Origin of the sequence: Nonomuraea sp. NPDC049421 (genome assembly GCF_040677005.1) — a bacterium.
Lineage (GTDB): Bacteria > Actinomycetota > Actinomycetes > Streptosporangiales > Streptosporangiaceae > Nonomuraea > Nonomuraea salmonea.
The window spans coordinates 67,246-78,670 of the sequence record NZ_JBFAQA010000023.1; the positions used below are offsets into that span (position 1 = coordinate 67,246).

General features: G+C 69.5%; 10 protein-coding genes. 6 read left to right on the forward strand and 4 right to left on the reverse strand.

Going from position 1 to position 11,425, the window contains the following annotated elements:
* The first annotated feature begins 43 nt into the window (after positions 1-43).
* Positions 44-979: a cation diffusion facilitator family transporter gene (locus AB0K18_RS33035; protein ID WP_364922234.1), complete on the forward strand. Its 936-nt coding sequence runs from the start codon at positions 44-46 to the stop codon at positions 977-979.
* A 7-nt stretch (positions 980-986) separates the two neighbouring features.
* Here AB0K18_RS33035 and AB0K18_RS33040 read toward each other — a convergent pair whose 3' ends face one another.
* The gene (locus AB0K18_RS33040; protein WP_364365278.1) at positions 987-1,328 is read right to left on the reverse strand and encodes a MerR family DNA-binding transcriptional regulator; all 342 of its coding nucleotides are present in this window, start codon (positions 1,326-1,328) and stop codon (positions 987-989) included.
* Between the two features lie 104 nt (positions 1,329-1,432).
* Here AB0K18_RS33040 and ahcY point away from each other — a divergent pair, with 104 nt between their 5' ends.
* Together ahcY and AB0K18_RS33050 are read left to right on the forward strand one after the other, a co-directional pair.
* On the forward strand, positions 1,433-2,860 hold the full coding sequence (ahcY, locus tag AB0K18_RS33045) for an adenosylhomocysteinase (RefSeq protein ID WP_364922237.1): 1,428 nt from the start codon (positions 1,433-1,435) through the stop codon (positions 2,858-2,860).
* Positions 2,861-2,937: 77 nt separating this feature from the next.
* On the forward strand, positions 2,938-4,173 hold the full coding sequence (locus AB0K18_RS33050; protein WP_364365284.1) for an adenosylhomocysteinase: 1,236 nt from the start codon (positions 2,938-2,940) through the stop codon (positions 4,171-4,173).
* Positions 4,174-4,214: 41 nt separating this feature from the next.
* On the opposite strand, the gene AB0K18_RS33055 is transcribed toward AB0K18_RS33050, so the two are convergent.
* Complete coding sequence (locus tag AB0K18_RS33055) at positions 4,215-4,853, reverse strand: DUF305 domain-containing protein (RefSeq protein ID WP_364922239.1); 639 nt, start codon at positions 4,851-4,853, stop codon at positions 4,215-4,217.
* Positions 4,854-5,020: 167 nt separating this feature from the next.
* Between AB0K18_RS33055 and AB0K18_RS33060 the strand changes: the two genes are divergently transcribed.
* Positions 5,021-6,421 (forward strand): hypothetical protein, encoded by a 1,401-nt coding sequence (locus AB0K18_RS33060; protein WP_364922242.1) that lies wholly within the window; start codon positions 5,021-5,023, stop codon positions 6,419-6,421.
* Between the two features lie 94 nt (positions 6,422-6,515).
* The gene (locus tag AB0K18_RS33065; RefSeq protein WP_364922244.1) at positions 6,516-7,922 is read left to right on the forward strand and encodes a hypothetical protein; all 1,407 of its coding nucleotides are present in this window, start codon (positions 6,516-6,518) and stop codon (positions 7,920-7,922) included.
* Between the two features lie 33 nt (positions 7,923-7,955).
* Here AB0K18_RS33065 and AB0K18_RS33070 read toward each other — a convergent pair whose 3' ends face one another.
* Positions 7,956-8,954 (reverse strand): RDD family protein, encoded by a 999-nt coding sequence (locus tag AB0K18_RS33070; protein ID WP_364922247.1) that lies wholly within the window; start codon positions 8,952-8,954, stop codon positions 7,956-7,958.
* A gap of 51 nt (positions 8,955-9,005) precedes the next feature.
* Between AB0K18_RS33070 and AB0K18_RS33075 the strand changes: the two genes are divergently transcribed.
* Positions 9,006-9,998 (forward strand): stage II sporulation protein M, encoded by a 993-nt coding sequence (locus tag AB0K18_RS33075; RefSeq protein WP_364922250.1) that lies wholly within the window; start codon positions 9,006-9,008, stop codon positions 9,996-9,998.
* A gap of 24 nt (positions 9,999-10,022) precedes the next feature.
* Here AB0K18_RS33075 and AB0K18_RS33080 read toward each other — a convergent pair whose 3' ends face one another.
* Positions 10,023-11,396: a DUF58 domain-containing protein gene (locus AB0K18_RS33080; RefSeq protein ID WP_364922253.1), complete on the reverse strand. Its 1,374-nt coding sequence runs from the start codon at positions 11,394-11,396 to the stop codon at positions 10,023-10,025.
* Between the last annotated feature and the right edge of the window lie 29 nt (positions 11,397-11,425).

An 11,425-nucleotide genomic window follows, 5' to 3' on the forward strand; every position in this document is an offset into this window, starting at 1 on the left:
CTCTTTCAAGAGTTTGACGTGATCTTATGAGTGGAGAAGATCGGTGAGTGCGAGCGGCGGAACTAAAGCAATCATCGCGGCATTGTCCGCGAACTTGGCGATCGCCGTGGCCAAGTTCGTGGCCGCGGTCTTCACCGGTTCCTCGTCGATGCTGGCCGAGGGCATCCACTCGGTCGCCGACTCGGGCAACCAGGTGCTGCTGCTGGTCGGCGGCAAGCGGGCGGCCAGGGCCAGCACCCGCGAGCATCCCTTCGGCTACGGCCGCGAGCGTTACTTCTACGCGTTCGTGGTGGCCGTGGTGCTGTTCACGATCGGCGCGGCGTTCTCCCTGTACGAAGGCATCCACAAGATCTCCGACCCGCACCAGGTCGAGTCGCCGATCTGGGCGTTCGCGGTGCTGATCTTCGCGATCATCGCCGAGACGCTCTCCTTCCGTACGGCGGTCAAGGAGTCCAACCCGCTGCGCGGAAGCCAGTCCTGGATCAGCTTCATCCGGCGCTCCAAGTCGCCCGAGCTGCCCGTCATCCTGCTCGAAGACCTGGGCGCGCTGCTCGGTCTGATCTTCGCGCTGTTCGGCGTCACGATGGCGGTGGTCACCGGCGACGGCGTCTGGGACGGCATCGGCACCCTCATGATCGGCGTGCTGCTCGCCATCATCGCGGTCGTGCTGGCCATCGAGACCAAGTCGCTGCTCGTCGGCGAGGGCGCGTCCCCCGAGATGGAGACCCGGATCAGGGCCGCACTGGAGAGCGCGCCCGAGGTGGAGCGGGTCATCCACATGCGTACGCTGCACCTCGGCCCCGAGGAGCTGCTGGTGGCCGCCAAGATCGCGGTCGAGCACAACGACACGGCGGCCGAAGTGGCGCGCGGCATCGACGAGGCCGAGCGGCGCATCCGCGACGCGGTGCCGATCGCCCGGGTGATCTACCTCGAGCCCGACCTCGACCGGCTCCGCAGCACGAGCGGCTCCGCCGGCTAGCCGCAGGTCAGCGCCGGGGCCTGGGGCCGAGCAGGCGCAGGGCCTTCTCCTTCTCGAAGTCGAGGGCCCGGCGCGGCGCCTGGATGCGCCCGATCCGCACCCCCAGGTCCCGTACGGCCGCCGCCACCGCGGGCTCGCTCAGCACCCGCAGTGCGAAGGCCAGCTCGGCCGGCGAGACGTCGAACCGTTTCTCCAGCTCCACCCCCTGCGCCACGGCGGCCAGCTCGTCGGGGCCGAACCTTCTGTGCGCCCCCTGCTCCCTGACGGGCGGGAGCAGACCGAGCGCCTCCCGGTATCGGAGCATTCGCGGGGACATGCCGAGCCGCTTGGCCGCTTCGGTGATGCGCATTCTTACATTCTTACGTCAGATTCGGCCTCCTCGGCGTGCATCGGCGTACGAGCGCCGCCTAGACTTGTCGGCGTCAACCATCCTGTGACGCGAGGGGACACCCGATGGACTTCAAGGTCGCCGACCTTTCACTTGCCGACTTCGGCCGTAAGGAAATCCGGCTCGCCGAGCACGAGATGCCCGGTCTCATGGCAGTACGCAAGGAATACGCGGCCTCCCAGCCCCTTCGCGGCGCGAAGATCATGGGCTCGCTGCACATGACGATCCAGACGGCCGTCCTCATCGAGACCCTGGTCGCGCTCGGCGCCGAGGTGCGCTGGGTGAGCTGCAACATCTTCTCCACGCAGGACCACGCCGCCGCCGCCGTGGTGGTCGGCCCCGACGGCACCACCGAGGACCCCAAGGGCGTTCCGGTGTTCGCGTGGAAGGGCGAGACGCTGGAGGAGTACTGGTGGTGCACCGAGCAGGCGCTCACCTGGCCTGACGGCACCGCCCCCAACATGATCCTCGACGACGGCGGCGACGCCACGCTGCTGGTGCACAAGGGCGCCGAGTACGAGAAGGCCGGCGCCGTGCCCCCGGCGACCGCCGACGACCCGGAGGAGTGGCACGTCATCATCGACCTGCTCACCCGCACGGTCGGCGCCGACAAGAAGTGGACGAAGATCGCCGAGAGCATCAAGGGCGTCACCGAGGAGACCACGACCGGCGTGCACCGTCTCTACGAGATGCACAAGAACGGCCAGCTCCTCTTCCCGGCCATCAACGTCAACGACTCGGTCACCAAGTCGAAGTTCGACAACAAGTACGGCTGCCGCCACTCCGTCATCGACGGGCTCAACCGCGCCACCGACGTGCTCATCGGCGGCAAGGTGGCCGTGGTCTGCGGCTACGGTGACGTCGGCAAGGGCTGCGCCGACGCGCTGCGCGGCCAGGGCGCCCGCGTGATCGTCACCGAGATCGACCCGATCTGCGCGCTGCAGGCGGCCATGGACGGCTTCCAGGTCACCACGCTCGACGAGGTCGTCGGCATCGCCGACATCTTCGTCACCTGCACGGGCAACTTCAACATCATCACCGCCGACCACATGGCGCGGATGAAGCACCAGGCGATCGTGTCCAACATCGGCCACTTCGACAACGAGATCGACATGGCCGGCCTGGCCAAGCTGCCCGGCATCGAGAAGCGCAACATCAAGCCGCAGGTCGACGAGTGGGTGTTCGCCGACGGCCACTCGATCATCGTGCTCGCCGAGGGCCGGCTGATGAACCTGGGCTGCGCCACCGGCCACCCCAGCTTCGTCATGTCCAACTCGTTCACCAACCAGGTGATCGCGCAGATCGAGCTGTTCACCAAGACCGAGGACTACCAGCTCGGCGTCTACACGCTGCCCAAGCACCTCGACGAGAAGGTGGCGCGGCTGCACCTCGACGCGCTCGGCGTCAAGCTCACCGAGCTGACCAAGGAGCAGGCGGCCTACATCGGCGTGCACGTCGAGGGGCCGTACAAGTCCGACCACTACCGCTACTGAGCGACCCCTTCTTCCTGAGCTCCGGGAGGTCCCCGCGCCTCCCGGAGCTCCCTGTTTCTTCGCTTCCGAGGCTGGCCATGGATCTCAGTGAAAGCGGCGAGCGGCAGATCTCCTGGGCCGCTCGTTCGATGCCGGTGCTGACCGCGATCGGCGAACGGTTCGCGCTCGAACGGCCGCTCGACGGGCTGAAGATCGCGGCCTGCCTGCACGTCACCGCCGAGACGGCGGTGCTCATGGGAGCGCTGCAGGCCGGCGGGGCGGAGATCGCGCTGGCCGCGTCCAACCCGCTGTCCACGCAGGACGACGTGGCCGCGGCGCTGCGGTCGTACGGGATCGGCGTGCACGCCAGGGCCGGGGTTGACCGGGCGACCTACTACCGGCACATCCACGAGGCCCTCGACGTGGGGCCCGACCTGGTGCTCGACGACGGCTGCGACCTGGTCAACATCCTGCACACCGAGCGGCGCGACCTGCTCGACGGGGTGAGCGGCGGCTGCGAGGAGACCACGACCGGCATCATCCGGCTGCGTCAGATGGCGGCCGAGGACGCGCTGCGCTTCCCCGTGGTCGCGGTGAACGACACCCGGACCAAGCGCATGTTCGACAACCGGTACGGCACCGGGCAGTCCACCTTCGACGGCATCATGCGGGCCACCAACACGATGCTGGCCGGGCGTACGGTCGTGGTCGCCGGGTTCGGGTTCTGCGGGCGCGGGGTCGCCGAGCGGGCCAAGGGGCTCGGTGCTCGGGTGATCGTCACCGAGATCGACGCCGTGAAGGCGCTGGACGCCACCTTGCAGGGGTACGAGGTGCGGCCCATGGCGCAGGCGGCGCTGATCGGGGACGTGTTCGTCACCGTCACCGGCAACCGCGACGTGATCAGGGCCGAGCACCTGTCGGTCATGAAGGACGGGGCGATCCTGGCCAACGCGGGACACTTCGACGTCGAGATCGACGTGCGGGCGCTGGACGAGCTGGCCACCGAGGTGCACCGGGGGGTGCGGCCCAACACCGACGAGTACGTCATGCCCGACGGGCGCCGCCTCCTGCTGCTGGCCGAGGGGCGTCTGGTCAACCTGACGGCGGCCGAGGGGCATCCCGCGGCGGTCATGGACATGTCGTTCTCCGCCCAGGCGCTCGCCGTGGCGTGGCTGGCGGCCGAACGGGCCGGCCTCGCGCCGGGCGTCTACGACGTACCCGAGGAGATCGACCACGAGGTGGCCAGGCTCAAGCTGGCGGCGGCCGGCATCGGCATCGACCTGCTGACAGCCGAACAGGAGGACTACCTCCACAGCTGGCGCGTCGGCTCCTGAGCGCGCCCCCGTCCGGGGCTGGGGTCCTCGTCTGAGGGTGGTTACAGGGCGGCTTGCATTTCCTGCATGCGGCGGATTTCCGCGGCCTGGGTGACGCTGACGTCGCCGGCCAGCTCTTCGATCCTGATGTGGGTGCCGTTTGTCAGGACTTCCTCGGACATTTTGATCGCGCCGAGGTGGTGGTTGATCATGAGTTGCAGGAACTGGCGGTCGAAGTCCTTGCCCTTGGCCGCCTTCAGGGCGTCCATCTGTTCGGGCGTCGCCATCCCGGGCATGCTGTCGTGGGCGGCGTGATGGTCGGGGACCTTCTGCTCCTGCTCGTGCAGCCACGTGGTCATGAACGCGATCTCCGGCCCCTGGGCCGCCTTGATGCGGTCGGCGAGCGCCTTGAGCTTGGCCGAATCGGCGCGGTTGGGGGCGAGCAGGGCCATGTCCACGGCCTGGCGGTGATGGACGACCATGTCCTGGACGTACGTGACGTCCGCCGCGTTGGGGGTGGCGGACGGTACGGCGGTGGCGGCCTCGCCCGGTGAGAGCGTCCTGGCCTGCTCGCCAGGCCGTCCGGGAGCGAGGACCGGCGCCGTCGAGTCAGCCCTGGGGGCCGGTGGGGTGGTGGAGCCGGCGGTGCACCCGGTGAGGGCCGCGATCAGGCCCACGATGACGACGAGCGCAGCGCGCACCCGACCTCCTGACTGATCTGGTCCAGATTGCGCACTCTAGGCGAAAAGTCCCGAGATGAGAAGGGGTCGAAGCGCAATAAAATTTGACATCTTGGACGCTGGTCAGGTCCGGCCCGAAAGGGTGAGGATGACGTAGATTTATGCCCCCTTTATTCGGAGGTTCCTCCGTGTTCTCCCTCCGCAGACCCCTCATCCTGGGTGCGGCGCTGATCGCGCTGGCAGGCGTCGTGGCGCCGGCCCAGGCTGCGGACATCCCGGCTCCCGGCGAGATCGTCATGAGCCCGAACATCAAGCACGTCACGAACGTGCCCAAGCCGGAAGCCCTGGCCGACATCCACACGGACATGGCTTTCCAGGGCGACTACGCCTATGTAGGCAACTACTCCGGCTTCTCCATCTACGACATCAGGAACCCCAAGAAGACGTCGCTGGTCAGCTCCGTGGTCTGTCCCGGCGGCCAGATGGACGTCTCGGTCTACGGAAACCTCCTGTTCGGATCGGTCGACTCCTCGCGGAGCGACGACTCCTGTACCAGCACCGGGCAGAGCGCGACGGTCAAGGAGTCCTGGGAGGGCATCCGCGTCTTCGACATCTCCGACAAGACCAACCCGCAGTACATCAAGTCGGTTGAGACGAACTGCGGCTCCCACACGCACACGCTGGTCCCCGACCGCAAGCGGCAGAACGTCTACCTCTACATCTCCTCCTACAGCCCGAGCGAGACGTTCCCCGACTGCAAGCCGCCGCACGACCTGATCTCGATCATCAAGGTGCCGCTGCGCAACCCGACGGCCGCCTCGGTGATCGCCACGCCCAACCTGTTCCCCGACGGCGGTTTCCCGGGTGTGCCGGGGTCGTACCCCGACGGCAAGTCGGCCACGACCGGCTGCCACGACATCACCGCCTACCCCGAGAAGGGCATCGCGGCGGGCGCGTGCATGGGTGAGGGCGTCCTGCTCGACATCCGCGACCCCGAGCGGCCCCGCGTGACGGCGACCGCCAGGGACGAGACGAACTTCGCGTTCTGGCACTCCGCCACCTTCAACAACGAGGGCACGAAGGTCATCTTCACCGACGAGCTCGGCGGCGGCGGCGCGCCCACGTGCAACGAGGCCATCGGCCCGAACAGAGGCGCCGATGCGTACTACGACATCGTCCGCGGCAAGCTCGTCTTCAGGGGCTACTTCAAGATCGCGCGTCACCAGGACGACACCGAGAACTGCGTCGCCCACAACGGCTCGCTCATCCCGGTCAAGGGCCGCGACATCATGGTCCAGGCGTGGTACCAGGGCGGCATCTCGGTGATCGACTTCACCGACTCCAGCCGGCCGAAGGAGATCGCCTTCTTCGAGCGCGGGCCCGACAACACCGCTCCTGCGCTGTCCGGCGGGTTCTGGTCGGCGTACTACTACAACGGCTACATCTACGGCTCTGACTTCAACCTGGGCCTCGACGTCCTCAAGATCAACGACCCGCGGACCAACAAGGCCAACGGCGTCAAGACGGACCGGCTGAACGCCCAGACGCAGACGTCGTACCCCGAGCGCGGGCACGGCCACGGCTACTGACCCCCTTCAGGCGGCGGGGACCCTCGGCGAGGGGCCCCGCCGCTTCCCCGTTCTCTCCGGTGACCCAGAAATCCCCGTTCAAGGAGGCTCCCGAGTGTCCCTTTCGCGCCGTTCCATCGTGGTGGCGGCAGCGGCCACCGTCTTAGCGCTGGCGGGACTGCCCGCCGCCGCCGCGGACATTCCGCCCGCCGACGCCGTGGTCCACAGCCCGAACGTGACCCACGTGCTGAACATCCCGAAGCCCGACCCCATCGCCGGCACCATCAACACCGACATCGCCTTCCAGGGCAACTACGCCTATGTCGGCAACTACGGTGGCTTCTCCATCTACGACATCAGGAACCCGAAGAAGGCCAGGGCGGTCAGCTCCGTCGTCTGCCCCGGCGCCCAGATGGACGTCAGCGTCTACGGCGACCTGCTGTTCACCGCCGTCGACTCCTCGCGCAACGACGACTCCTGCAACAGCACCGGGCAGAGCGCGACGGTCAAGGAGTCGTGGGAGGGCGTCCGCATCTTCGACGTCTCCGACAAGACCAACCCGCAGTACATCAAGTCGGTCGAGACGAACTGCGGCTCGCACACGCTGACGCTGGTGCCGGGCAAGGGCCGCGACAAGAACAAGAACGTCTACATCTACGTCTCGTCGTACCAGCCGGCCGCGAACTTCCCCGACTGCGCGCCGCCGCACGACAAGATCTCGATCATCAAGGTGCCGCTGCGCGACCCGGCCGCCGCCGAGGTCGCGGCCACGCCCGTCGTCTTCCCCGACGGCGGCAACGAGACGCAGCCCGGCCTGCTGCTGCCCACCAGCGGCTGCCACGACATCACGGTCTACGCCGAGAAGGACATCGCGGCCGGCGCCTGCATGGGTGACGGCGTGCTGTTCGACATCAAGGACCGGCTGAACCCGAAGGTCACCGCCAGGACCACCGACCCGAACTTCGCGTTCTGGCACTCGGCCACGTTCAGCAACGACGCCAGGAAGGTCGTCTTCACCGACGAGCTCGGCGGCGGCGGCGCGCCCACCTGCAACGAGGCCACCGGGCCGAACAGGGGCGCGGACGCCATCTACGAGATCGTCCGGGGCAAGCTCGTCTTCAAGAGCTACTTCAAGATCTCCCGCTACCAGGACGACAGCGAGAACTGCGTCGCCCACAACGGCTCGCTCATCCCCGTCAAGGGCCGCGACATCATGGTCCAGGCGTGGTACATGGGCGGCCTGTCGATCTGGGACTTCACCGACTCCAGGCGGCCCAAGGAGATCGGCTACTTCGAGCGCGGGCCGCGCTCGGACGGCGGCGGTGGCGGCATCTGGTCCGCCTACTACTACAACGGTTACATCTACGGCGCCGACTTCAACGAGGGGCTGGACGTCATCAAGATCGACGACCGGCTCACCGACAGCGCCAAGCACGTACGTTTCGACCGGTTGAACACGCAGACGCAGGAGTCGTACAAGGACGGGCACGGCCATGGGCCCGGACCCGGCCACGGGCACTGATGACGGCCCGTCCCTGACGTCCGCTGATCGCGCTCACTGAGGTGGCGCGAACCCGCCCGGAGTCGCCTGCGGCGGCTCCGGCGCGGGTGGCGGCGGCGGAGGAGACTGCCGCTCGGCCGGCGCCATCGGACCCGGTTGCGGGAACGGTGGCGCGGGCTGCGCCCCGGGCGGCGGCATCGGCTGCGCATATGGCTGCGGCTGCACGGGGCCGGGCTGTGCGTAGGGCGGGCCGGGCTGGGTCGCGTAGGGCGGCTGCGAGGCAGCGTACGGCTGCTGGGCGAGGCCCATGCGTTGTGCGAAGCGTTCCTGCTCCCGCCGCCGGCGCTCGGCCAGGACGGCGCTCAAGTAGGCGTGCGGCGGCACGCCGGCGGGGGCGGCCGGCGAGACGTAGGCCGCCGTCTGAGTGGCGATGCGCACCCCCATCTCATGCTGGACCTGCGGCGACAGGTCGTGCCATCGCGCCAGGTATTGCCGGGCGGCATGCGCCACCTCGTCCGGCAGCTGCGACAGCTCAAGCGTGGCGGCCCAGGCCGCGAGCTGCGGCGGCATCATGACCTGCTGCGCCCGGTCGCGCGGCGGCCGGTCGGAGATCACGATCGTGCCCGCGAAGATGTCGCCGAGCCGCTTGCCCCGCTGCGAGATCAGCGACGAGATCAGCGCGGGCGCCCCCGACAGCAGCCAGAACTCCAGCACCCCCGCCAGCCCCCTGAACAGCGCCTGGCGGAACCGTACGGGACTGCCGTCGTCGCCGACCACCCGCAGCCCGAGTATCAGCTTGCCGATGCTGCGCCCCCTGGTGAGCGTCTCGACGGCCACGGGAAAGCCCACGAGCACCAGTGTCACCAGCGTGATCATGGCGGCGCCGAACATCGCGAAGTCGGTCACCACGGCGAACATGCTCAGCAGCGAGTAGGCGGCGAACAGCAGGAGGACCTGCGTCACCAAGTCGAAGAAGATCGCCAGGGCGCGCGTGGGCATCTGGGCCACGCGTACTTCGACGACGACGGCATCCCCGGTTACGACCTCGGACATATGTGGAGCCTAACGGCTCAGTCGCGGTGATCGAGCGGCCAGAATGGTCGGGTGGACATCGATGCGTTCGTCACGGCACACCGCGCGGTCTGGGACCGGCTCGACCATCTGGTCAAGCACCGCTCGTCCCTGACCGGCACCGAGATCGACGAGCTGGTCGAGCTCTACCAGCGGGTGGCCACGCATCTGTCCATCGTGCGCTCGTCGTCCACCGACGCCATGCTCGTGGGGCGGCTGTCGGCGCTGGTGGCACGGGCCAGGTCCGCGGTGAACGGCGCGCACACCCCTGCCTGGCGCGAGCTGACCCGCTTCTTCACCGTCTCGTTCCCCGTCGTGGCCTACCGGGCGCGGTGGTGGTGGCTGGCGAGCGCGCTGGCGTTCCTGGTGGTCTCGTGGGTGATCGCGGCGTGGGTGGCGGCCAACCCCGAGGTGCAGGCCACGATCGGCAGCCCCGACGAGATCGCCCAGCTGGTCAACGAGGACTTCGCCGACTACTACTCCGAGCACCCCGCCGCCTCGTTCGCGGGCCGGGTGTGGACGAACAACGCCTGGGTCTCGGCCCAAATGATCATGTACGCGCTGGTGCTGGGGCTGCCGATCCCGTACGCGCTCTACGCCAACGCCGAGAACGTCGCCGTCTCCGCCGGGCTCATGGCCTCCCGCGACAAGCTCGACATCTTCTTCGGCCTGATCCTGCCGCACGGCCTGCTGGAGCTGACCGCCGTCTTCCTGGCCGCCGCCGTCGGCATGCGGCTCGGCTGGACCGTCATCGACCCGGGCCCGCGCCGGCGGCTCGACGCGCTGGCCGAGCAGGGCAGGGCCGTGATGAGCGTGGCGCTGGGCCTGGTCGTGGTGCTGTTCGTGTCGGGGCTGATCGAGGCGTTCGTGACGCCGTCAGGGCTGCCCACGTGGGCGCGCGTCGGCATCGGCGTGCTGGCCGAGGTGGCTTTTCTCGCGTACGTGATCGGCTTCGGCCGGCGCGCCGCCCGCCGCGACGAGACGGGCGACATCGAACGCGCACCCGACGTCGCCCCCACCGCCTGACCCTTCCTGACCGCCCGACCCTTCCTAAAGGCGGCCGGCGGCCTTCAGCGCCAGGTAGGCGTCCGCCAGGGCGGGTGCGATGTCGTCCGGTGGCGCGTCCACGACCTCGACCCCGTGCCTGCGCAGCCGGGCCGTGATGCGCCTGCGCCCGAGCCTCGCCTGCTCGGCCGCCGCCGCGTCGTAGACCTGCTCGGCCGTGTCGCGGCGCTCCGCCATGGCCGCCACGCTCGGGTCGGACACCCCGGCCACCAGCACGAGGTGCCGCGAGGAGAGCTGCGGCAGCACCGGCATGAGCCCCTCGTCCATCGCCGCCGGGTTGAGGTCGGTCAGCAGCACGACCAGGCAGCGCCGCTTGGCCCGCGCGAGCACCGCCGCGACCATGCCCTGGGCGTCGGCCTCGACCAGTTCGGCCTCGATCGGCGCCATCACGTTGACCAGCGACGACAGCAGCTCGGTGCGGGACGCGCCGCTCACCCAGGCGCGTACGGCCCGGTCGTAGGCCAGGAAGTCCACCTGGTCACCGGCGCGGGCGGCGAGCGCGGCCAGCAGCAGCGCGGCGTCCATCGACCAGTCGAGGCGCGGCCAGCCGGGCGCGGGCGGTACGTCGGGGCGTACCAGCAGGCCGCCGCCGCCCGGCTGCTCCCCGGCCAGCGGCACGGGGGCGGCGCCCACCCGGCCCGCCGAGGTGCGTCCCGTGTCGAGCACGATGAGCACGCGCCGGTCGCGTTCTGGCCGCCACGTCCGTACGACGACGTCGTGCCGGCGCGCGGTGGCCCGCCAGTCGATCGAGCGCACGTCGTCGCCCACCACGTATTCGCGCAGGGAGTCGAACTCCGTGCCCTGGCCGCGGACGAGGGCCGGGTGCTGCCCGTCGAGCTCGCGCAGCCGGGCCAGGCGGGAGGGCAGGTGCTTGCGCGACAGGAACGGCGGCAGCACGCGTACGGTCCAGGGGGACTGGTGGTTGCCCTGGCGGGCGGCCAGCCCCAGCGGGCCGACCGAGCGCACGGTCACCGCCACCGACGACCGGTCGCCGCGCCTGGAGGGGGAGAGCGTGATGGTGATCTTGCGGCGTTCGCCGGCCGGCACGTCGAGGGGCACCACTCTGGGAGCGGCGCCCGCGGAGGGCGGCCAGGCGTCCCTGAGCGCGCCGCGGACCCGCCGGCCGCCCGGGTTCTCCACCACCAGCTCCACGGTGGCCCGCTGGCCGAGCCGCAGCAGCGTGTCGCCCGAGCGGTGGAAGCGCAGCGGGCGTACGGAGCCGGCGAAGGCCAGGTCGATCACGATCCCGGCGGCCAGCAGCAGGCACACCCCGGCCAGCGCGGCCCCCGGCTGCGGCGCGAACAGCACCACCACGATCCCGATCGCCGCCAGCAGCCCGGCACGTCCGGTCAACGCCATCGGCACACCCGCCCTGCGGGTCCGGTGGC

Excerpts from the sequence above, each read along its gene's own strand:
- AB0K18_RS33040 (WP_364365278.1), bottom strand. The coding sequence starts at position 1,328 with ATGCGCATCACCGAAGCGGCCAAGCGGCTCGGCATGTCCCCGCGAATG.
- ahcY (WP_364922237.1), top strand. The coding sequence starts at position 1,433 with ATGGACTTCAAGGTCGCCGACCTTTCACTTGCCGACTTCGGCCGTAAG.
- AB0K18_RS33050 (WP_364365284.1), top strand. The coding sequence starts at position 2,938 with ATGGATCTCAGTGAAAGCGGCGAGCGGCAGATCTCCTGGGCCGCTCGT.
- AB0K18_RS33070 (WP_364922247.1), bottom strand. The coding sequence starts at position 8,954 with ATGTCCGAGGTCGTAACCGGGGATGCCGTCGTCGTCGAAGTACGCGTG.
- AB0K18_RS33080 (WP_364922253.1), bottom strand. The coding sequence starts at position 11,396 with ATGGCGTTGACCGGACGTGCCGGGCTGCTGGCGGCGATCGGGATCGTG.